The following is a 20,700-nucleotide window of genomic DNA, read 5'->3' as shown; positions in this document are numbered from 1 at the left end:
AGTAGAAAACGCAATTTCTACGCCATCCGGCGCAGCCTCAGCCTCCAGACGGCGGTTCGACATGGCCGCCGAACTTGAACCGCATCGCCGACAGAAGCCTTTCGCCAAATGTATGCGCCTGACGCGAACGAAACCGCACGAAAAGCGAGGCGGCGAGCACATTGGCCGGCGTCGCCTCCTCGATCGCGGCTTCGATCGTCCAACGGCCTTCGCCCGAATCCTCGACGGCGCCTTGAAAGTTCGCCAGTGTCTCATCCTCGGCGAGAGCCATGGCGCTGAGGTCAAGCAGCCATGACGAGATGACGCTGCCGCGCCGCCAGACCTCGGCGATGTCGGCGAGGTCGAAGGTGAAGCGCTCCGCCTCGGGCAAATGGGCGCCAGCCTTGCCGCGCAGAATGTCGAACCCTTCGGCATAGGCCTGCATCAGGCCATATTCGATGCCATTGTGGATCATCTTGACGAAATGCCCGGCGCCGGCCGGCCCCGCGTGAATATAGCCGAGCTCGGCGCGCGGATCGCGGCCCTCCCGCCCCGGCGTCCGCGCAATGGCTCCGGAACCCGGCGCAAGCGCCTTGAAGATCGGATCGAGGCGCTCAACCTCCGGCTTTGCGCCGCCAATCATCATGCAATAGCCGCGATCGAGGCCCCACACGCCGCCGGACGTGCCGACATCGACATAGGCGACGCCTTTCGCCGCCAGCGCCTTGGCGCGCCTGATGTCGTCCTTGTAAAACGTATTGCCGCCGTCGATGACGCAGTCGCCTGCGCTCAATAGATCGCTCAGGGCGGCGACCGTCTCTTCGGTGACGGCCCCGGCCGGAAGCATCACCCACACCGCGCGGGGCGGCCTGAGCCTGGCCACGACATCCGGCAATCCCGACGCGCCGATCATGCCCTCATGAGCGAATTCGGCGACGGTTTTTTCATGCTGGCTGAAAACGACGCATTCATGCCCCGCCCGGTGGATTCGCCGCGCCATGTTGCCGCCCATGCGGCCAAGGCCGATCATGCCCAACTGCATTTTTAAAACCTCGTTGGAATTAAGCTCTATTGGATTTGCCGGCGCGCCGCTTCGAGCACCTTCTCGACAGTAAAGCCGAATCTTTCCAAAAGATCCTTATAGGGCGCCGAAGCCCCGAAGCTGCGCATGGCGATCAGCGCGCCGGTCGCGCCGACATAACGATCCCAGCCGAGCGGCGCCGCCTGCTCGACGGCGACCCTCGCCGTAATGGCGGGCGGCAGAACCTCATCGCGATAGGCCTGCTCTTGCTGCTCGAACAATTCCCATGAAGGCATGCTCACGACGCGCGCGCCGATCCCTTCGCGCGTCACCGTTTCGAAGGCGGCGACGCAGAGCCGCACCTCGCTTCCCGTTCCAAGCAGGATAACGCGCGGGCGATGATCCGGCGCGTCGGCTAGAATATAGGCGCCGCGGGCGAGCCCCTGAGCGGAGGCATAGACCGAGCGATCGAAGATCGGCAGAGCCTGCCGGCTCAGGATGAGCGCCGCGGGCCTCTTCTCCAGCTTCATGATGACGCGATAGGCCTCCACCGCCTCATTGGCGTCGGCCGGGCGGATTGTGATCAAGCCCGGAATGGCGCGAAGGCTCGCGAGATGCTCGATCGGCTGATGCGTCGGCCCGTCCTCGCCGACGCCGATCGAATCATGCGTGAAGACATGAAAGACCGGCAGGTCCATCAAGGCGGCGAGACGCAGCGTCGGGCGCATATAATCGCTGAAGACCAGAAAGCTTGCGCCATAGGCGCGAAGGTTCGAAAGGGCGAGGCCGTTGACGATCGCGCCCATGGCGTGTTCCCGCACGCCGAAATGAAAATTACGGCCGCCGGGATCGTCCGCCTCCAAGGACCCCGTGCCCGCAAAAGTCAGCTTGGTCTTGGTGGAGGGCGCGAGATCGCCCGAGCCGCCGAGAAGCCAGGGAACACGCTTGGCGATGGCGTTCAGCGCCTGGCCGGACGCCTCGCGCGTCGCAATTCCCTTTGCGTCGGGCGCAAAGCTTGGCAAATCCTTGTCCCATCCTTCCGGCAATCGCCTGCTCAAAATGAGCTCGATCTCGCGGAAGCTTTCACCATGCGCTTCCTTGTAGGCTGAGAAGATTTGCGACCATTTCGCGCGCAGCTCTCGTCCGCGCCGGCCAATGCCGTTTTGGAAATGCGAATAGACGCCGTCAGGAATGAGAAAGGTCTGATCCTCCGGCCAGCCATAGGCGCGTTTGGTCAGACGCACCTCTTCCGCGCCGAGCGCGTCGGAATGCGCCGCCGCGGTATTCTGCTTATGCGGCGAACCATAGCCGATGATCGAATGAACGATGATCAGAGTGGGCCGATCGGACGTCGCCTTGAACGCCTCGACCGCTTGCGCGAAAGCCTCTGCGTCATTCGCGTCGGCGACATGCAGGACGCGCCAATGATAGGCTTCGAACCTCTTGCCGACATCCTCGCTGAAGGCGAGAGCTGTGGCGCCTTCGATGGTGATATGGTTGCTATCATAGATCCAGCAGAGATTGGACAGGCGGAGATGGCCGGCGAGCGATGCCGCTTCGCTTCCGACGCCCTCCATCAGATCGCCGTCGCTGCACAGCGAGTAGACGTCGTAATCGAAAACGGTCGCATCGGGTCGGTTGTAATGCGCGGCGAGCCAGCGTCCGGCGATCGCCATGCCGACGCTATTGCCGCAGCCTTGGCCGAGCGGTCCGGTCGTCGTCTCAACGCCGACCGTCTGTCCATATTCCGGATGGCCGGGGGTGCGGCTGCCGATCTGACGAAATTGCTTGATGTCGTCGAGCGTGACTGCCGCTTCGCCATTGTCGCCCTTGACCCCGGCGAGATGCAGCAGAGCGTAAAGCAGCATGGACGCATGGCCGCAGGATAAGACAAACCTGTCGCGGTTAGGCCAATGCGGATCGGCCGGATCATAGCGCAGGAACCTCTGCCATAGCGTGAAGGCGACCGGCGCCATCGCCATGGGCGTCCCCGCATGGCCTGAATTGGCCTTTTCGACGGCATCAATCGCCAGCGTGCGGATCGTATTGATGCAGAGTTCGTCGAGGTTTCGTGGAACGGCCTCGACTCCTAACGCGAGCGGATCTGTGCGAGACATTTTTCTGACGCGCCGTCTTTAGCTGCTATCCGGCGAACGCCGGCTTGGGGGATGCCCAAGAGGGAACGCGTTGACCGGCAGGAAGTTCGCCAGTCGGCCGTAGCGCGCGTCGCCTCGCCGAGAGGCGCGGACCGGTTTCGATGACAGAAAGCCTACGTTAAATCAAAATGTTGTGCTACATACGCCAATTCTCGCGGCACAATTCTGGCTAAGTTAGCGCGCTGAGGGTCAGAATCGAAAACTTCAGCGACAGAGGCGGCAGATGACTTCGACTATCACGCTCGTGGCGGATTCCATCGCAGGCAAGCATTTCGAGATCACCTTCGAAAAGACTGCCGACGACAAAGGGCTGATCCGCCTCGAGACATGGCACAGTAATAAGGATCACAGACGAGACGAGGCCAGCACGGACGACGTCGTGAAACTTTTCGAGATCCGTTGCGACAAAAGGCGGAAGATCGTCTTCAAGGGCGATCTGCTGGGCTCTTCTCCAACCATTACCTGCAATTTCGTCGACGCCGGACCGGAGACGCCGCCTTCCGTCCGCATCGTTATCGGCGGCTCATTCGCCGGCCTCAGCGACGGGAGCAAGGAATACACGCTCCAAAAGAGCTCCTACGAAGAGCTGAAGAGTTTCGTTATGAACGCCGGTTTTCCCGCAGCGACCTGAAGTCGTGGCGGCGGCGCTATCCTTGAAGCCGACTTGGCGTCGAATCCGCTCCATTCCGCCACTGGAGCGCTTCCCGATCAGATGGAATCATCGATCGAAGAGGAATCATTTAAATTAAAATAGTTGGAGCATGTTCTGATCGAAAAAGTCGATCGACATTTTCGTCACATGCTCTAGCGCCCGCGCCCGCAAAAAACACAAGGTCTTGCCGCGTCCTACGGTCGATCGTAAACCTATCCGCGATTGTTGCACAGCTTGAGGCGCGAGCGGCCCCGTGAAAGCGTTTTCGCCAAAATGCGCGGCGGCGGCTCTCGTAGCTATCGCGACGGCCAGCCCCGCAGCGGCGGCGGAGCATCTCGACGGCGCGCATCTCCCCTGGCCGCTCGCCCTGCCCTTCGCCGGCATCCTGCTTTCGATCGCCTTCGGCCCGCTCGTCGTCAAGGAATGGTGGCATATCCATTACGAGAAGGCGGCGGCTTTCTGGGCGATTCTGACGCTCGCCGGCCTCGTCTATATCGAAGGTCTCGCGCCGACGGCGGCGGCTTTCGCGCATAGCATGGCGCTCGAATATTTGCCCTTTATTCTCATGCTTTTCGCATTGTTCACCACGGCGGGCGGCATTTCCATTTCCGGCAGACTCGTGGGCTCCCCACTCGTCAATTGCGCGATTCTCGCTTCGGGCGCCGCGCTCGCGAGCGTCATCGGGACGACCGGCGCTTCGATGATCCTGATCCGGCCGCTCATTCGCGCCAATGGGAGCCGCGGCTTCAAAGCGCATGTCGTCGTGTTTTTTATTTTTCTTGTTTCGAATATCGGCGGCGCCTTGACGCCGCTCGGCGATCCGCCACTTTTCCTCGGCTTCCTGGAAGGCGTAGACTTTTTCTGGACCGCGCGTGCGCTCTGGCCACAGACTTTATTCACAGTTTCAGTCTTGATCGCGCTTTTCTATCTCATCGATTGCTATTTTCATTACCAAGAGAACCCTTACTACTATCTTGAGGTCTCTCCTGAAGAAACCTCCGCCGCCACATCCCGCCACGGCGCCGGTCTGCGCATTGGCGGCGCAATAAATATTGCGCTCATCGGCGTGGCAATCTCCGCCATCGTCGCCAGCGGGCTCTGGCGGCCGGGCGCCGGCTTCGACCTATTCGGGGCCAGGATCGAACTGCAAAACGCGGTTCGGGAGGCGGTCATGGTCTGCGTCGGCCTCGCCTCGCTGGCTTTGACGAGCGCCCGGGCCCGCGCGGAAAATGGTTTCGAGTGGGAGCCGATCAAAGAGGTCGCTTTCCTCTTCGCTGGCATATTCATCTGCATCATTCCGGTGATGTCGATGCTCCGGGCCGGGGCCGATGGATTTTTTGCGCCCGCGATCCTTTTTCTCGGACATCCGGACGGCTCCCCGAACAATCCCGTCTATTTCTGGGCGACGGGCCTGCTCTCGTCCTTTCTCGACAATGCGCCGACCTATCTGGTGTTTTTCGAGCTCGCCGGCGGCGATCCTACCGCGCTCATGGGGCCGCTCGGAAAGACATTGGCGGCGATTTCCCTCGGCGCGGTGTTCATGGGCGCGAGCACCTATATCGGCAATGCGCCGAATTTCATGGTCTACGCCATAGCGCGGCGCTCCGGCGTGAAAATGCCGAGCTTTTTTGCCTATATGCTCTGGTCCAGCGCAATCCTTTTGCCGGTCTTCGCCGCCGTCACATGGCTGTTCATGCTGTAATGGAAGCCGACCGGCCGCCGCGGTCACGCGCGAGAGGACCAGGCGCAATGCAGGTTCGCCCGCGTCTCTCCCTACAGGTCGAGATCGGACAGGGAGGGATGATCGTCGGGGCGGCGGCCGAGCGGCCAATGATATTTGCGCTCGCTCTCCTGGATCGGCGCATCGTTGATGCTGGCGATGCGCCGGCGCATCAAGCCGTGCTCGTCAAATTCCCAGTTCTCATTGCCATAGCTGCGAAACCAATTGCCGCTGTCGTCGCGCCACTCATAGGCGAAACGCACGGCGATGCGATTCTCGCGAAAGGCCCAGACTTCCTTGATGAGGCGATAGTCCAGCTCGCGCAGCCACTTTCGCGTCAGGAATGCTTCAATTGCCTCGCGGCCTTGGAGAAATTCGGCGCGATTTCGCCATCGGCTGTCGCTCGTGTAAGCGAGCGCGACGCGGGCCGGATCGCGCGTGTTCCATGCGTCTTCGGCCATCCGCGCCTTTTGCGCGGCGGTCTCTGCGGTGAAAGGCGGAAGCGGCGGGCGATCCATGAACATGCTCTAACCAGTTGGCGTATCTGGGCCGACGATTCCATGGCCCAATTGCCGCGGCCGCCATCTAATCCCTTGAAAAACTTGGCGCGCCCGAAGAGATTCGAACTCGGGCAGGAGACACCTTAAAGTATTGATACACAGCAGCTTTCGACCTCGTGTGATCTGGCCATTTGTAGTCTGATTTTGTACCGCGGCCAAGCGGTAAATGCGGCCGACGCCACTAAGCTGGCGACTTCGGCCCGAGGCCATCAACCATGGTCCACCACCCCTTCGAGCGGACCGAAACGGCCATGCGTCGAAGTCTTCCCCGCGCCCGATACGCCCACCGGTGGCTTTCTCACTGAATCCGCGCTGGCCGCGCCGGACATCCTACTCGCTGGCGCGCTCCATATTGCCGGCGGCGAACCGGTTTCTTTCCCTTATGAAAATCGAGGACTCATCGCTCGAAACGTCGTCGCAAATCCTGAACGCCGCGGCGCTGCATCCTCACACGGCTTTGATGTCGAGCTCTTTTGGCATCAGGACAACTGCGGTCAACCTTTCGACGGCGAGATCTTGGAACGATGCACGCTGCCGCCGATTTCCCTGCAACTAGGATTTTACGCAATCCGCAACGACGAATTCATCCCCACGCGCCTTCTCCCGTTGGATACGCCGCTAGCGTCTCTGTCTGAGAGGACATTACATAAGCTCACATGTGGTGACTACCGCATTGGCGCTCCCGCCAGCGTCGCCGCGGACGGCTTCGGCGGTGAAGCCGTGGACGACGCTCCGATTCTGCGCTTTAGTAACGGATTTTGGGAGGGCGGTATGACCCATTCCTCGTCACGCCGAAGACCTCGAAAGCCGCCGCTGCGAACGTGGAATTAATCCTTGCCCTCGTCCAAGCCGAGTCACATGCGAATGATGTTACGCTCGGTGGAGGTGACCTGATGATATTTAAGAACTACTGCTTGCTACATATACGCGTAGCCTTTTCTCCTCTACAGCCGGCACGAAGTCGGTGGCTTCGGCGCTTTTACGGAGGCGCCCGGAAAGGGCCGCTTGCGGCGTGCCGCGTATAAACTGCTCTTATAGAGAAAAGGCTTTGCTTCGACTTGCAGCCTTGATCTGCCCGCGATACCGCCTTTATTCCAGCTCGCCGCAGGATTTTTGTTCCATCGTTGATAGGCCGATGCGAGTCGCCGCTTCGACGGCAGAAAAACCAGATAGAGTTCTGATTTCTTCAAGTGTCGCAATCGGATGGTTGCCGTTCAAAGGCTCATAGATACAACGAGATACGTTTTTACGATCATGGCTGAGCATGTCACGATACCCGGAGAGCATCTCTTGAACAAGTTCTTCACAACAAGAAGTCGTGGAGTTGTTTGTGCGGTCAATCCGAATTTAAGTTTGAACGGGAGATCTTTGTCCAGTTTAAACTTGGCCATTAGGGAATAAAAGTCCTCCTGGGGCGTGGGGAGGTTGGCCGATCGATTTTTTGCTAGTGATCCTTTCCCTGAAGGGCGGGTATGCACGATCGGGGCTGAATCGAGATCATCCCGCCGTCGGTCAACACCGGGTTTCCCGGGACCCAACATAGTGTCGATCTGGACATCTTCGCCGACAGCATTTTCGAGCGCTTGGAGAAGGGCGAGCATGAGATCGGCTACGGCACGTCCGAGACGCGTCGTCTGGCCAGCCGTGCTGAGCTGGACGCCTACTTAGACCAATCGAACCCGCCGAAGAATAGCTGAGCGAAAGTCATCGTCCCGGACGCTCCAGCGAGGCGTCTGGTCCGGTGCAACGGTGTCAGAGCCGCGTTGAAGCACGCGCTGCACGGCATCTTCCATATGGGTCTCTTGGTTGCCTTGGTTGATCGCCTCGCCGAGGCCGCGAGGCACGTTCATGACGAACAAAATCGAGGAGGATGGATGGGGCGCGCCCATCGTGCAGCGGAGCTCGGGGCATTGATGCCCACTCACGCGATTCTAGGAAGCTCAAGCACGACCTTGCCGCTGAGCCGGCGTTCGAGTAGCGCGTCCACAGCGTCTGCCGTCTGCTGCCAGTCTCCGCGCCATCCGATCTGCGCGTCGAGCTCTCCGCGCGACATCAGCTCCAGAAGGTTTGAGAGGTCGGGACCGTAGCCGCTGCTTCCGACGGTAAAGACTTCGATGCGCCGGTCTCCGCCCCGCGCGCGTTCCTGCTCGAAATCGATAGTGCTCGGCGAGAGAGACGCGTTGCCGATGCTCACCAGCATCCCGCCGGAGGCGACCTGCGCGAACGCCTCGGCGAGCACGGAGCCCCCGACACTGTCCAGGACTCCATGGACCGGCTCATGCAACGCGCTGAAGTCGACGATCACCTCCTTTGCCCCGAGCTTCTGCAGGGTCTCTTCGTGATCCTTTCGGCGCACGCTGGCGACCACGTGCGCGCCTGCGCTGCGGGCTAGTTGCACGGCGAAGCTTCCGACGCCACCGGAGGCGCCGGTGATCAGCACCCGCCGCCCGACAATGGAGCCGAGCGAGCGAAGCGACCGAAGGGCCGTGACGGCCGCCGCCGGGAGAGTGCTTGCGGCGCCTAAGTCAACATTGTCGGGAACAGGGGCAAGCTCGGTCGTATCGACGGCACGCAACTCGGCCCACGCGCCGTTCCAGCCAGCGGTTACGACGCGCGTGCCGGCGGGCGGCCCGGATCCGTTGGCCGCCGCACGTGCGACGACCCCAGCCGCATCCCAGCCCGGAACATCCCCGAGCTTGTGCATATGGTTCAGAAAAACGAGTTCGCCCCAATTAAGCGAGAGCGCATGTACTTCGACTAGCGCTTGCCCGGCGGTGGGCTCAGGTTGGTCAACCTTCCCGAAGCACAAGCCATGTGGCGCAGACGGGTCAAAGATCAGTGCTTTCATTGTCATTGGCTGGCCTTGATGCGTCTCCACCACATTTACTTGCATTCGATGGTACAAACGGACAAGGTGGCCATTCTTGACTACACTCACCAATTTGGTTGGATAATGTACGACTTGGACGCCATCGCTACCTTCGTCGCGGTCGTCCGCACAGGCCACTTCGCCGCCGCGGCGCGATCGCTCGGGCTCCCCAATTCAACTGCCAGCCAACGCGTGGCCCGGCTGGAAGAGTCGCTAGGAGTTCGCCTGCTCGAGCGCACAACCAGGGTCCTCCGCCCGACCGGCGCAGGCGCGGCGTATTACGAGCGCTGCGTTCGAATCCTTACCGAGGTCGAGGAAGCCAATGCCGCAGTCAGGGATCTGGGCACGTCTCCGCGCGGGACTTTGCGGGTCGCAACGACGCATCTGCTGGGCCAAGCCCTTGTCGCTGCCGTCGCGGCGGTCTTTTGCCAGCGCCATCCGGCAATAGAAGTTGAAGTGATAGCAATGGATCGACGGGTGAGCCTGCTCGAAGAGGGCCTTGACGTTGCTATCGTGGTGGGCGCGTCCGAACCCGACTCGACGATGATCTCACGCGTCGTAAGCCGAGGCCAAACCTGGTGCTGCGCTACCCCTTCCTATCTGGCCATCCGCGGCGCGCCATGTCTTCCGCAGCAGTTATCAGGCCACGACTGCATCATCCGGCAGTCAGGAGCCCGTGATTATTCGCATGGCGCGATCTGGACCTTCGAACGCGACGATGAGGTGCAACGCGTCGAAATACACGGGCGACTGAGCCTAAGCTCGATCATGATGACGCATGCCGCAGTCCTAGCCGGCGCAGGCGTCGCAGCCATTCCAAGCTTCCTCTGCGCCGAGGAGATCCAGAAGGGACGTCTGGTTCGGCTCCTGCCGGACTGGATTGTCGAACGCAAGGACATCCGGATCGTCCATCCGAGCAACCGTCATCTCTCGGCGCGAGTGAGATTGTTTATCGACGCGGTCGTTGCAACGGCCCGCGATGACAAAAGATTTTCGACTGTCTAGATCCTCATTGATCGGTTTGATCGTGAAGCTAGCCGACCTTGCAATATGCGGCTTGTGGCGCGCTCCGGTCGATGCTGCGGTGGCAGATTGAAAAGAGGAGCTTCGGCGCGGCGCGTTTGGTCCATCGGCGCCCTTGCGCCTCGATCGAAAAGAGAGATGGCGCACCCGAGAGGATTCGAACCTCTGGCCTCTGCCTTCGGAGGGCAGCGCTCTATCCAGCTGAGCTACGGGTGCCTGCGCCCGACATGGCCGGCGCCAACTATGGCTATCCTAGCGATTTCATAGCTCAACGCCAAGCGCCATCTTGGCGAGCGGCGGCGCCCAAACAAACGTCTGGCGCCCTCGCGACATTATGTGATCATTCTCCCCATGATCATCCTTCCGGCGCGTCGGGCTTTACGTTCGCGCGGAAGTGATCGAAATAAAAAAGGCGCGTAATGGAAGACCTCCGCCTTCATGCTCCGGCGGCGCTGCGCAATCGCGATCCGATCCTGGACATTGTCCAGGCTAACCTTCCCGCAAGAGGGCTGATCCTGGAAGTCGCGAGCGGCTCGGGCGAGCATTGCGTTCGATTCGGCGAAAAGCTGCCGGAGCACACGATCCAGCCGAGCGACCCCGATCCGCGAGCTAGAGCCAGCATAGACGCCTGGATCGCCGCGTCTGGCCTCAAAAACATTCGCGCGGCGATCGATCTCGACGCATCCGCGCCGACCTGGCCGCTTAAGGAAGCCGCCGCCGTCATTTGCATCAATATGGTTCATATTTCGCCTTGGGCGGCGACCGAGGGTCTTTTTTCCGGCGCGGCGCGGATCTTGCCACCGGGCGGCGCGCTCTTTGTCTATGGCCCCTATAAGAGGGGCGGCGCACATACGAGCAAAGGCAATGCGGATTTCGATCGCGATCTACGCCAGGCCAATCCCGAATGGGGCATAAGGGATCTGGAGCAGGTTGGAGAGCTCGCCGCGGCGAACGGCTTTGCGGATCCGCGCGTCTTTGAGATGCCGGCCAATAATCTGACGCTTCTCTTCAGTAAGCCGCGCATGGGCGGCTGAGCGCTGGCGGCATGGCCTTCGCCGCTGCTTCAAGCAGGATTTCCCCTCGACGAAGATAGGCGCTAGAGAAAGAAAAATGCGCCCATGAATCCGCAATGAATCTGCAATCGAACCCTCGGGCGTGACGAAAGCTCTTCGTCACGCCCGCCGCTTTCCCCGGAGCCACAATGAAATTCACGCTATCCTGGCTCAAGGAGCATCTCGAGACCGACGCCGGGCTCGCCGAAATCATTGAAACGCTGACCAAGATCGGCCTCGAGGTCGAGCATGTCGACGATCCGTCGGTCGCCTTGAAAGATTTCGTCACCGCTTTCGTGGTCGAGGCGAGGCCGCACCCCAACGCCGACCGGCTGCAGGTCTGCCTCGTCGACGCCGGCGGCGAAATTCCGGTGCAGGTGGTTTGCGGCGCGCCCAACGCGCGGACCGGCCTGAAATCGGTCTTTGCTCTGCCCGGGGCCTATATTCCCGGCAAGAAGATCACGCTCGGCAAAGGCGTCATCCGCGGCGTCGAATCGAACGGCATGCTCTGTTCCGGGGCCGAGCTGGGATTGTCCGAAGATCATGACGGCATACTCGAATTGCCCGATTCGGCCCCGGTCGGCGCGCCCTATGCGGAATGGGCCGGGCTCGCCGATCCGGTGATCGAGATCAATTTGCTGCCGAACCGCCCAGACGCGATGGGCGTGCAGGGGATCGCCCGCGACCTCGCCGCGGCGGGACTCGGCAAGTTCGTGGATCGCAATGTCACGCCGGTTCCGGAGGGCGCCCGCTTCCCGATCACGGTCAAGCTCGACTTTTCCGCCGAGGACGCCCATCTCGCGCCGGCTGTCGCGCTGCGCCTCGTGCGCGGCGTCCGTAATGGACCAAGCCCGGACTGGATGCAAAATCGCCTCAAGGCGATCGGGCTCAGGCCGATCAACGCCCTCGTCGACATCACCAATTATTTCACGTTCGACCGCGCCCGGCCCCTTCACGTCTTCGACGCGAACAAGGTCAAGGGCGATCTTACGGTGCGGCGGGCCAGGCCTGGAGAGGAATTGCGCGCGCTCGACGGCCGGACCTATGCGCTCGACGCCGATATGGTCGTCATCGCCGATAGCGAGGGCGTCGAATCGCTCGCCGGAGTGATGGGCGGCGAAGCTACGGGCTGCGACGAGGCGACGACCGCGGTGCTGATTGAATCGGCGTTGTGGGATCCGGTGAATATCGCCCGAACCGGCCGCAAGCTCGGGATCAATACCGATGCGCGCTATCGTTTCGAACGCGGCGTCGATCCGGCGTTTTGCCTGCCGGGCCTCGATCACGCGACGGCCTATGTTCTCGAGCTTTGCGGCGGCGTCGCCTCGGCCGTGGCCCTCGCCGGCAAGATCCCGCAGCCGGACCGGCGCATCATGTTCCCGTGGAGCGAAGTCGCGCGCCTGACCGGCCTCGAGCTCGACGCCTCGGAAATGACGGCGATTCTCGAGAGACTTGGTTTCGAGCTTGCCGGCACGCCCGGCAATAGCGACCGCATCCTCGTGAAGGTGCCTTCATTTCGCCCGGACATCGAAGGCAAGGCCGATCTCGTTGAGGAAATCGTTCGGATCGCCGGGCTCGAGCGCGTCTCGGCGCGGCCCCTGCCCCGCGCATCCGAGCATGTCGCCGCTCCAGTGCTGACGCAGCTCCAAAAGCGGGTCAGAACCGCCAAGCGCGCGCTCGCGGCCGGGGGTCTCGTCGAAGCCGTGACCTGGTCCTTCGTCTCCCATCAGCGCGCTGCAATCTTCGGCGGCGGCGCGCCTTCCCTCGCGCTCGCCAATCCGATTGCGCCTGATCTGTCCGATATGCGGCCGAGCCTGCTGCCGGGGTTGATCGCGGCGGCGCAGCGCAACGCCGACCGCGGCCATGGCGACCTGGCGCTTTTCGAGGTCGGGCAGATCTTTCCGGGCGACGGCGAAGCCGACCAGCGAATGGCTGCGGGCGCGATCAGGCGCGGGACGGCGAAACCGGCCGGGGCCGGGCGGCATTGGTCCGAACCAGCGGGCGAGGTCGATAGTTTCGACGCCAAGGCCGACGTCATGGGCTTGCTCGCGGCGCTCGGCGCGCCGACTAGCGGCTTGCAGATTGTCTCGGGCGGTCCGGCCTGGCTCCATCCGGGCCGCTCCGCCACCTTGCAGTTCGGCCCGAGAAACACGATAGGCGCTTTTGGCGAGATCCATCCGCGCGTCTTGGAGCAGCTCAACGCCGAAGGACCTCTGGTCGGCTTCGAGCTAGTTTTGAATGACATACCAGCGCCTAAATCTAGGCCGACAAAAGCCAAACCGAAGCTCGAACTTTCGGAGTTCATGCCCGTGCTGCGCGATTTCGCGTTCCTCGTCGATCGTACTGTCCAAGCCGCCGACATTGTCAAAGCGGCGCAGGCTGGCGAACGCGCGCTCGTATCCGAGGTCGGCGTTTTCGACGTCTACGAAGGCAAAGGCATTCCCGAGGGAAAGAAATCGGTCGCCATATCCGTCACCTTGCAACCGCGCGAAAAAACCCTGACCGAAGCCGAAATCGACGCCGTCGCGGCGAAGATCATCGCCGAAGTCAGCAGGAAAACCGGCGCGAGCCTAAGAGGATGAACCCTTGCGATATGTTTCGATGATGATTTTGGCCGCCGCGCTGATCGCGCCGCCGGCCCTCTCGAACGCCGCGCCGCGCACGATCGACGATTGCGAAAAAATCGATGCGGCCGACGCCTATAATCAATGTCTCGCGGCGTTCGGCCCGGTCGCCCATACGCGTGGCGTTTCGGTCCAGGCCCAAGACGAGATCAATGCGGAGGATGGCGCGGCGGTCACGGGGCGGGCGGCTTCCGGCTCGTCGCGCCGTCGTGTCGCGCACGCGCATGGCCATTACCGCCATCACGCCAGCCACCATGTTTGGACGAAACACGCGCATGGCGGCCATCATGTAAGGGCCGCCGACCATCCGCATGGGCATGGCAAGAGGCTCGCGTTCACGATTGTGTCGAGCCACACCAAGCTGCGCTAGAGCGCTTCCCGATCAGATGGAATCATCTGATCGGGAAGGAATCGCTCATATTCAAAGAGCTGGAACATGCTCTGAGCCGGGACGCGAAGCCAATCCAAAGGGCGGGACGTCGCCCCGAAAGAGGCATCTTCGGCTTTGGCCGATGCGGCTTTCCGCGGAACGTCTTGAGCCGCGACCCCTCCGACTTTCGGAGGGGCGGTAATTTGGGCGTCAGGCTTGAGCCGGCAGAGCGCTCTTCGCCTTCTCGACGATCGCCTTGAAAGCTTCCGGCTGGCTGATCGCAAGCTCCGACAGCACCTTGCGATCGATTTCGATTCCGGCCTTGGCGAGGCCATCGATGAAGCGCGAATAGGTGAGCCCTAGCTCGCGCACGGCGGCGTTCAGCCGCTGAATCCATAGAGCGCGGAAAACCCGCTTCTTGGCGCGCCGGTCGCGCGTCGCATATTGCATCGAACGATCGACCGCCGCCTTGGCGGCGCGGATCGTGTTCTTGCGGCGGCCGTAAAAGCCTTTGGCCGCATTCAAGGTCTTCTTGTGCTTAGCGTGCGAGGTGACCCCGCGTTTGACGCGCGCCATAACTCAATCTCCGGACTGCTAAAGGTGATCTGAACAAAGGATGGAGGAAACCTTCAGCCGTTCGGCAGAAAGTATTTTATGATATTATCGCCATCGCTCTTGAACAGAACATTGGTGCCGCGCAGATTCCGGATCTGCTTGTTGGTGCGCTTGATCATGCCATGGCGCTTGCCGGACTGCGCGTAGATCACCTTGCCGGTGCCGGTGATCTTGAAGCGCTTCTTGGCGCCTGATTTCGTCTTCAGCTTGGGCATTTTGCTCGTCTCCGTGGGGCGCGACGCGCCCTCTATCTATTGATTGAGCGGCGCCAGAGGCCCCGCTGCCGTTCGTTTCCGAACGAGCGAACGAACCGCCACGGCAGCCCTACAGCCGGTCGGTTCGGAAGCGCGCTTTATAAAGAAAGGCCTGCGAAAAGCAATGGCGTGATCGCAAACTTGTCACGAATCCTCTGGCTTCGCTGGACAGCGGCGCGCCCAGCGACTATTCTTGTCCAATCCCCGCGGCATTTTCCGTTCGGATCGAACGGAACAACTGCAATCATGCCGCCCGGGATAGACCTCCCCATCTTATTTTCGCCTTATCCCGCAGCGCTGGCGGCTCGCCTTTTTGGCGTCATCCGCCTTTCGACGCGCGCGATCTCGCACGCGTGGCCCTTAGGTCGAGGCCACGCGACAAGTCAGAGCTGAACCGAAGGTTGCGCGCCATGGACCTGATCCTCAAATCCAGCTCCGACACTATTATCAAGGCGAATTCCGACAAGATCACGCTCTATTACAATCAATGCCGCGCCGCCTCGCAGAGATTGTCCGATGATCTGCTTTCACACGGACATGTTGCGCAGGTTCTGCGCTGCTCCGGACTGAAAACGGACGCCCCAGACGCCGACAAACGCTGGCGCGAGACCGGCGCGCAAGAATTCTGGATCCACTATGTCGTGCAATTCGACGGACAGATCGTCGATCTGACGCGTCGCCAATTCTTCCCTGCTTGCGACAATCCCTTCTATCAATCCTCGGACGCCTTCGCCGCCGAATGGACGAGCTTCGGCCCGGAGCTTCAGAACCCCCGTCACCACGCCGCAAACATCCGCTGAATTCGTCTCTCGCCGGTTTCGTTCGACTTCGCACGCCGCCGACGCGACGCCTGCCGACCCAAGGCGTCATGCCCCGCATCGTGCGCGGCGGCATCGACGGCGGCGCGCACATCTCGGACGCCTCCGTCGGGTCGTCGAACGAACCGTCGCTCGGATCAACCAATTCCGTCGTTTCTTGATGCGATACGAGCGCGATGCCGACCTCCATCGCGCCTTACCTCATTCTCGCAGCCGCGAATCATCTGCTAATCGAGCGCTCACGCCACGGTTTTGTTAGGCGCTCCTCACCGAAAACGGTTCTCTGCATCCAACTCGGCCGACGAGCCGCTTTAGCCGCGCCTTGAGTTTAGCCGTGCCTCGATAATGGACGATCGGCTGACGCCTTTTTAATTTCTGCATCAAATTTAGTCCGGTAATACATTTATATGGCCTTAAAAAGGCGTTTCTTTGTGCTTTTTGGGCCAATACAGCTATGTTACTGCTTTACATGTCGTACAAGGCATTTTCTATTTCGATCGAAAAATCGCTCAGCCTGTTTCCGATGTCACTAATAACTTGTACGGCCAGACTAACAAATTGGCCAAGAGCGAGTAACAAGAAGGAATAACTTATGTTAGGAACTAAGTTAAGGCGCCTGATATTCAGCGCGTCCGCGGCGGCATTTACGATGATTTACTCGTCTGCTCATGCCGCAAGCACAATTTCGATCGGCGTGGATCCGACTTTTGCCAATGCGCTGACAGATATTGTTGGCGCCTTCCAAAACTATTACGTGGTTAACGGCAATCTTACTTATAATGTCGTTTTGACCATAGACTCTTCACCGAACCTAGAATCAAATATTGTAAACGGCGGCTCCTCGCCTCCCTATGATCTGTTTTTGTCATCAAACGGCCTAGCGCCGCTTGATCTGTTCGCTAATCACAATAGCCTTGTGGTCGGCAATCCCTTTCCATATGCAAAAGACTCCCTGATGCTTTATTCCACGTTGGTGGATATTAGCGCCGGCTTGCCGACCTCTTTGACCCAGCCTTTTGTGATTCCAGATCCAACGCAAGATGTCTTTGGATTGTCAGCCGCCGAAGTATTAGCTACAACGCCGGGCGCTCTTTATGCACAAAGCCATGGCTATATTCAAACACGGCCCGATGTCGGCACGACATTTGCCGCAGCTGACGGCGGGTTCTTTCAATATGGATTTGTAGCCAAATCACAAATCTGTCAGTACTACGGAAGCGCTGAACATTATGTTGATGGAACCTATCACCACGAATATCTATACAATGATTGGAGGCACCCGTACCTTCCAATTGTATTAATTGGCACTAAGCTTGCCCGCACCCGCGCGGCGGACGTCGAAACAGAGCTGACCAACTTTGTCAACTTCTTAACAGGCGTGGGCGCCACTGCCGGGACGGACGTAATCAAGCAATACTGCTATAAAACTCCCTAAGCCCATGTCCTTGGCAAGGTTGCTTTCGTTATCCTTGCTCACGTGCTGTCAATTGAGCAAGTCAAGCTCAAAACATGTAACAGCAATACATCGACCTCTTTCGCCACAGACCGTTTGCAACACAGACAATAAATTGCCAGCCGTCTTTTCGGACGCACAGCCGATGGCTTGAGGTGGATAAACTCAGAATTCGCGCACCACTAAAAGAATAAGGAAAGTCTCATGTTCAGCAGTAAGATGAAAAAGCTGATTTTTGGCGCTTCTATAGCCTTACAGGCCATGTGTTCATCCGCTTATGCAGCGGCAAATATCAAGATAGGAGTGGCGGCCAATTTTTCCAACACGCTAAACGCTATTATCTCGTCATTCCAAAACTATTACAATGGATCAGGGTATACATTCACCGTAACCGTCGATTCCACGACAAATTTGAAAAACGCCATCATAGCCGGCGGCACGACAGGTCCATACGATCTGTTTCTATCCGCGGACTTTGCGGCGCCACAAGCCTTATATACCAGTTACAACAGCTTCGTGGTTGGCAGCCCCTTTCCTTACGCCATAGGCTCGCTTGAGCTTTATTCCGGACCGGTGAATACGGTTAATATCAGCGCCGGCTTGCCATCGCCTCTAACAACGGATTTTGTGATCGCCGATCCGACCAAAGCGCCTTATGGATTGGCGGCCTCTCAAGTATTGGCTTCATCGCCGTGGAATATCACCACGATCCCGAGCGGCCATGTATTTACACGGCCGAATATCAACTCGACGTATAGCGCGGTACAGGCTGGAACTTACGCGTATGGATTTGTCGCCAAATCAGCAATCTGTCAATACACAGGAGGCTCTGAGCATTATATCTCCGGCACTTATCATCATGAATATCTTTACAACGACGCTTCACATCCGTACAATCAAATCAAGCAATACGGCATTGAGATCGCCCTGACCCGCACAACGGACCAAAACACCGAGTTGACCAACTTTGTTAACTTCTTGACGGGCGTCGGCACCTCTCTCGGGACGGCCAAAATTCAACAATACTGCTATATCCTCCCCTAAAGGCCACGTATTCAGCAGTGTCGGCTTCGACGCCAATGGCTCACTTGCCGCCAATTCAACAAGAGCGCTCGGACAAGTGGTTAGGGCGGCCGAGGCGTAGCCGCAGGCGACGCCGCCCTTTCGACTTCGTCGGCAACGGCAGCGCCTGCGCGTGTTAAAGCATTCATAGGCCTACCTCAAAATCTGTTGGCATATTTGTTGGTATAAGAACTTTTTCTTGGCGTAGTTTGGCGTTAAATTCGAGGCTTCGGTCCTGATCGTCAGGAAGCCTGATGTCCTATGCTTGCGCTATTGGGGCTACGCGTTACGTCTTCGACGATCTGCGGATGCTTCTGGCGCGGGCCTCGCCCGATCGCGCCGGCGACCGGCTCGCAGGGCTAGCGGCAGCAAGCGCCGAAGAGCGCGTCGCCGCCCGCATGGCGCTCGCCGATGTTCCGCTCTCTCGCTTTCTCGATGAGGCGCTCGTCCCTTATGAAGAGGACGAGGTCACGCGGCTCATTCTCGACGCGCATGATCCCCGCGCCTTCGCGCCCATCGCCGCCATGACGGTCGGCGAGTTTCGTGATTTTCTCTTGTCCGACGACGCGACGACGGAAACGCTGGCGGGCCTCGCGCCGGGCGTCACGCCGGAAATGGCGGCGGCGGCCTCAAAGCTCATGCGCAACCAGGATCTCATCGCCGTCGCCAAAAAAATCTCCGTCGTCACGCGCTTTCGCACGACCATCGGCCTGCCCGGAAGACTGTCGGTGCGCATCCAACCCAATCATCCGAGCGATGATCTCGCCGGGATCGGCGCCTCTATTCTGGACGGCCTGATGTATGGCTGCGGCGACGCCTGCATCGGGATCAATCCGGCGACGGATAGCGGCGCAAAGGCCCTCCTGCTGCTCGAACGGATCGACGAGCTACGGCTGCGTTTCGAAATCCCGATTCAATCCTGCGTGCTGTGCCATGTCACGACCACTCTGCAAGTCATGCGGAAAGGTGGGCCGGTTGATCTTGTGTTCCAATCTATCGCGGGCTCGGAAGCCGCCAACCGCTCATTCGGAATCGATCTCGCGTTGCTCGACGAAGCCCACGCGGCGGTCCGCGCCCTGAACCGGGCGCCCGCCGGCGCGAACCTCATGTATTTCGAGACAGGACAGGGCGCGGCGCTTTCGGCCGAGGCGCATCATGGCGTCGATCAGCAGACGATGGAGGCCCGCGCCTACGCGGTGGCGCGCCGCTATGCGCCTTTGCTCGTCAACACGGTCGTCGGCTTCATCGGTCCCGAATATCTCTATGACGGCAAGGAGATCATCCGCGCCGGGCTTGAGGACCATTTCTGCGGCAAGCTGCTCGGCCTGCCGATGGGCGTCGACGTTTGCTACACCAATCATGCCGAAGCCGACCAGGACGACATGGACAATCTTCTGACGCTGCTCGGCGTCGCCGGCTGCTCCTATATCATGGGCGTTCCCGGCGCCGACGACATCATGCTCGGCTATCAATCGACGTCCTATCATGACGCGCTCTATGTGCGTAGCGTCCTCGGCTTGCGGCCCGCGCCGGAATTCGAGGCCTGGCTCAAAGCCTTCGGCGTCATGGATTCTTATTCGCGCGTGCGGCCGAACTTGACCAGCGGCGCGGCGCGCCTGTTGGGAACCATTTCGTGATGCGGGCGCCCGCCGACTTTTGGGAGGATCTGCGCCGCACGACGCCCGCCCGCATTGCGCTCGGTCGCACCGGCGACGGGCTGCCGACGCATCGCGCGCTGGAATTCGAGGCTGGCGCACGCCCGCGCCCGCGACGCGGTTCATGCGCCGCTCGACCATGCCGCACTCATCGCCACGCTCGCCGAATTGAGCCCCATTCTCGTGCAAAGCAAAGCGAGGGATCGCGCGACTTTTCTGCAAAGGCCGGATCTCGGCCGCACGCTCGCCGCCGACTTGGCTTCCTTGCTGCCTCAAGGCGCCTACGATGCGGCGGTCGTCATCTCTGACGGGCTTTCGGCGGCGGCCACGCAAGGGCAGGCGGCGAAACTTTGCCGAATGCTGCTGGCGGCGCGGAATTTCACCTTTGCGCCGCCGGTCGTAGCTCTGCAGGCGCGGGTCGCCTTGGGCGACGAGATCGCGGCGAGACTGGGCGCACGCATGGTCGTCGCGCTCATCGGCGAACGACCGGGCCTCTCCGCCTGCGATAGTCTCGGGGCCTATATCACCTATGATCCCAAGCCCGGCTTGACCCGCGACGCCGAGCGCAATTGCGTCTCGAACATTCGCCCCGATGGGCTTTCGCTCGAAGACGCGAGCCGGCGCATTCTCGCCATCATGTCTTTGGCCCGCGCGATGGGCCGGACGGGCGCCGCGCTCAAGGAGGATGACGCTTTGGCCCTGGCGCCGCCGGACAAAGATCAGTCCTCTTGATTGGAGAGATCGCCCTGCAGCGGACCGCGCGGCGCTTTTTCGGAGCCCACAGCACGTCTCTTGCATGGCGCGTCGAACCCAAATG

Annotated in this window: 18 protein-coding genes, 1 tRNA gene and 1 pseudogene; 12 read left to right on the top strand and 8 right to left on the bottom strand. The window is 60.3% G+C overall.

Features of this window, described 5'->3' with window-relative positions; genetic code table 11:
• Window positions 1-37 precede the first annotated feature (37 nt).
• Together gnd and tkt are read right to left on the bottom strand one after the other, a co-directional pair.
• Window positions 38-1,021: a phosphogluconate dehydrogenase (NAD(+)-dependent, decarboxylating) gene (gene gnd, locus RZS28_RS08600; RefSeq protein ID WP_407340892.1), complete on the bottom strand. Its 984-nt coding sequence runs from the start codon at window positions 1,019-1,021 to the stop codon at window positions 38-40.
• A 26-nt stretch (window positions 1,022-1,047) separates the two neighbouring features.
• Window positions 1,048-3,117, bottom strand: coding sequence for a transketolase (gene tkt / locus RZS28_RS08595; RefSeq protein WP_407340891.1), 2,070 nt, complete (start codon window positions 3,115-3,117; stop codon window positions 1,048-1,050).
• A 262-nt stretch (window positions 3,118-3,379) separates the two neighbouring features.
• Here tkt and RZS28_RS08590 point away from each other — a divergent pair, with 262 nt between their 5' ends.
• Together RZS28_RS08590 and RZS28_RS08585 are read left to right on the top strand one after the other, a co-directional pair.
• Window positions 3,380-3,787: a hypothetical protein gene (locus RZS28_RS08590; protein WP_407340890.1), complete on the top strand. Its 408-nt coding sequence runs from the start codon at window positions 3,380-3,382 to the stop codon at window positions 3,785-3,787.
• Window positions 3,788-4,061: 274 nt separating this feature from the next.
• Window positions 4,062-5,510 (top strand): sodium:proton antiporter, encoded by a 1,449-nt coding sequence (locus tag RZS28_RS08585; RefSeq protein ID WP_407340889.1) that lies wholly within the window; start codon window positions 4,062-4,064, stop codon window positions 5,508-5,510.
• Between the two features lie 71 nt (window positions 5,511-5,581).
• Here the strand turns inward: RZS28_RS08585 and RZS28_RS08580 are convergent, their stop codons facing one another.
• On the bottom strand, window positions 5,582-6,046 hold the full coding sequence (locus tag RZS28_RS08580) for a DUF1348 family protein (protein WP_407340888.1): 465 nt from the start codon (window positions 6,044-6,046) through the stop codon (window positions 5,582-5,584).
• A gap of 863 nt (window positions 6,047-6,909) precedes the next feature.
• On the opposite strand from RZS28_RS08580, the gene RZS28_RS08575 reads away from it, so the two are divergent.
• Window positions 6,910-7,113, top strand: a complete 204-nt coding sequence (locus tag RZS28_RS08575) for a hypothetical protein (RefSeq protein ID WP_407340887.1) — start codon at window positions 6,910-6,912, stop codon at window positions 7,111-7,113.
• Window positions 7,114-7,177: 64 nt separating this feature from the next.
• Here the strand turns inward: RZS28_RS08575 and RZS28_RS08570 are convergent, their stop codons facing one another.
• A complete protein-coding gene (locus RZS28_RS08570) occupies window positions 7,178-7,354 on the bottom strand; it encodes a hypothetical protein (RefSeq protein ID WP_407340886.1) in 177 nt (58 codons plus the stop codon).
• 655 nt (window positions 7,355-8,009) lie between these two features.
• Window positions 8,010-8,942 carry a zinc-binding dehydrogenase gene (locus tag RZS28_RS08565; protein ID WP_407340885.1) on the bottom strand — a complete coding sequence of 311 codons (933 nt, stop codon included), beginning with the start codon at window positions 8,940-8,942 and terminating at the stop codon, window positions 8,010-8,012.
• Window positions 8,943-9,050: 108 nt separating this feature from the next.
• On the opposite strand from RZS28_RS08565, the gene RZS28_RS08560 reads away from it, so the two are divergent.
• Window positions 9,051-9,962: a LysR substrate-binding domain-containing protein gene (locus RZS28_RS08560; RefSeq protein WP_407340884.1), complete on the top strand. Its 912-nt coding sequence runs from the start codon at window positions 9,051-9,053 to the stop codon at window positions 9,960-9,962.
• A gap of 157 nt (window positions 9,963-10,119) precedes the next feature.
• Here RZS28_RS08560 and RZS28_RS08555 read toward each other — a convergent pair.
• A tRNA-Arg gene (locus tag RZS28_RS08555) sits at window positions 10,120-10,196 on the bottom strand.
• Window positions 10,197-10,399: 203 nt separating this feature from the next.
• Here RZS28_RS08555 and RZS28_RS08550 point away from each other — a divergent pair.
• From RZS28_RS08550 to RZS28_RS08540, 3 genes are all read left to right on the top strand, one after another.
• A complete protein-coding gene (locus tag RZS28_RS08550; RefSeq protein ID WP_407340883.1) occupies window positions 10,400-11,014 on the top strand; it encodes a DUF938 domain-containing protein in 615 nt (204 codons plus the stop codon).
• Window positions 11,015-11,181: 167 nt separating this feature from the next.
• Window positions 11,182-13,614, top strand: a complete 2,433-nt coding sequence (gene pheT, locus RZS28_RS08545; RefSeq protein ID WP_407340882.1) for a phenylalanine--tRNA ligase subunit beta — start codon at window positions 11,182-11,184, stop codon at window positions 13,612-13,614.
• Window positions 13,615-13,633: 19 nt separating this feature from the next.
• Window positions 13,634-14,026, top strand: coding sequence for a hypothetical protein (locus RZS28_RS08540; RefSeq protein ID WP_407340881.1), 393 nt, complete (start codon window positions 13,634-13,636; stop codon window positions 14,024-14,026).
• A 210-nt stretch (window positions 14,027-14,236) separates the two neighbouring features.
• Here the strand turns inward: RZS28_RS08540 and rplT are convergent, their stop codons facing one another.
• Together rplT and rpmI are read right to left on the bottom strand one after the other, a co-directional pair.
• Window positions 14,237-14,602, bottom strand: coding sequence for a 50S ribosomal protein L20 (rplT, locus tag RZS28_RS08535; protein ID WP_407340880.1), 366 nt, complete (start codon window positions 14,600-14,602; stop codon window positions 14,237-14,239).
• A 53-nt stretch (window positions 14,603-14,655) separates the two neighbouring features.
• Window positions 14,656-14,856 (bottom strand): 50S ribosomal protein L35, encoded by a 201-nt coding sequence (rpmI, locus tag RZS28_RS08530; protein ID WP_407340879.1) that lies wholly within the window; start codon window positions 14,854-14,856, stop codon window positions 14,656-14,658.
• Between the two features lie 449 nt (window positions 14,857-15,305).
• Here rpmI and RZS28_RS08525 point away from each other — a divergent pair, with 449 nt between their 5' ends.
• The 5 genes and pseudogenes from RZS28_RS08525 (at window position 15,306) to eutC (ending at window position 20,615) form a co-directional block, all read left to right on the top strand.
• Window positions 15,306-15,695 carry a hypothetical protein gene (locus RZS28_RS08525; RefSeq protein ID WP_407340878.1) on the top strand — a complete coding sequence of 130 codons (390 nt, stop codon included), beginning with the start codon at window positions 15,306-15,308 and terminating at the stop codon, window positions 15,693-15,695.
• Window positions 15,696-16,305: 610 nt separating this feature from the next.
• A complete protein-coding gene (locus RZS28_RS08520) occupies window positions 16,306-17,148 on the top strand; it encodes a molybdate ABC transporter substrate-binding protein (RefSeq protein ID WP_407340877.1) in 843 nt (280 codons plus the stop codon).
• A 222-nt stretch (window positions 17,149-17,370) separates the two neighbouring features.
• Window positions 17,371-18,210 (top strand): molybdate ABC transporter substrate-binding protein, encoded by an 840-nt coding sequence (locus RZS28_RS08515; RefSeq protein WP_407340876.1) that lies wholly within the window; start codon window positions 17,371-17,373, stop codon window positions 18,208-18,210.
• A gap of 272 nt (window positions 18,211-18,482) precedes the next feature.
• Complete coding sequence (locus RZS28_RS08510) at window positions 18,483-19,865, top strand: ethanolamine ammonia-lyase subunit EutB (RefSeq protein WP_407340875.1); 1,383 nt, start codon at window positions 18,483-18,485, stop codon at window positions 19,863-19,865.
• Window positions 19,865-20,615: pseudogene (gene eutC / locus RZS28_RS08505) on the top strand (ethanolamine ammonia-lyase subunit EutC). The gene RZS28_RS08510 and the pseudogene eutC overlap by 1 nt, the downstream one beginning before the upstream one ends.
• The last annotated feature ends 85 nt before the right edge of the window (window positions 20,616-20,700 follow it).

This window comes from Methylocapsa polymorpha (assembly GCF_045689225.1).
Classification (GTDB): domain Bacteria; phylum Pseudomonadota; class Alphaproteobacteria; order Rhizobiales; family Beijerinckiaceae; genus Methylocapsa; species Methylocapsa polymorpha.
The sequence above is the reverse complement of the archived record's forward strand: the minus strand, read 5'-3'. Positions and strand labels throughout refer to the sequence as shown.

Coding starts and splice junctions, on each gene's coding strand:
- RZS28_RS08525 (WP_407340878.1), top strand. CDS start 15,306: ATGGACCTGATCCTCAAATCCAGCTCCGACACTATTATCAAGGCGAAT.
- RZS28_RS08565 (WP_407340885.1), bottom strand. CDS start 8,942: ATGACAATGAAAGCACTGATCTTTGACCCGTCTGCGCCACATGGCTTG.
- rplT (WP_407340880.1), bottom strand. CDS start 14,602: ATGGCGCGCGTCAAACGCGGGGTCACCTCGCACGCTAAGCACAAGAAG.
- RZS28_RS08520 (WP_407340877.1), top strand. CDS start 16,306: ATGTTAGGAACTAAGTTAAGGCGCCTGATATTCAGCGCGTCCGCGGCG.
- gnd (WP_407340892.1), bottom strand. CDS start 1,021: ATGCAGTTGGGCATGATCGGCCTTGGCCGCATGGGCGGCAACATGGCG.
- RZS28_RS08515 (WP_407340876.1), top strand. CDS start 17,371: ATGTTCAGCAGTAAGATGAAAAAGCTGATTTTTGGCGCTTCTATAGCC.
- pheT (WP_407340882.1), top strand. CDS start 11,182: ATGAAATTCACGCTATCCTGGCTCAAGGAGCATCTCGAGACCGACGCC.
- RZS28_RS08590 (WP_407340890.1), top strand. CDS start 3,380: ATGACTTCGACTATCACGCTCGTGGCGGATTCCATCGCAGGCAAGCAT.
- RZS28_RS08510 (WP_407340875.1), top strand. CDS start 18,483: ATGTCCTATGCTTGCGCTATTGGGGCTACGCGTTACGTCTTCGACGAT.
- tkt (WP_407340891.1), bottom strand. CDS start 3,117: ATGTCTCGCACAGATCCGCTCGCGTTAGGAGTCGAGGCCGTTCCACGA.
- RZS28_RS08550 (WP_407340883.1), top strand. CDS start 10,400: ATGGAAGACCTCCGCCTTCATGCTCCGGCGGCGCTGCGCAATCGCGAT.
- RZS28_RS08570 (WP_407340886.1), bottom strand. CDS start 7,354: ATGCTCAGCCATGATCGTAAAAACGTATCTCGTTGTATCTATGAGCCT.
- RZS28_RS08540 (WP_407340881.1), top strand. CDS start 13,634: ATGATGATTTTGGCCGCCGCGCTGATCGCGCCGCCGGCCCTCTCGAAC.
- RZS28_RS08580 (WP_407340888.1), bottom strand. CDS start 6,046: ATGGATCGCCCGCCGCTTCCGCCTTTCACCGCAGAGACCGCCGCGCAA.
- rpmI (WP_407340879.1), bottom strand. CDS start 14,856: ATGCCCAAGCTGAAGACGAAATCAGGCGCCAAGAAGCGCTTCAAGATC.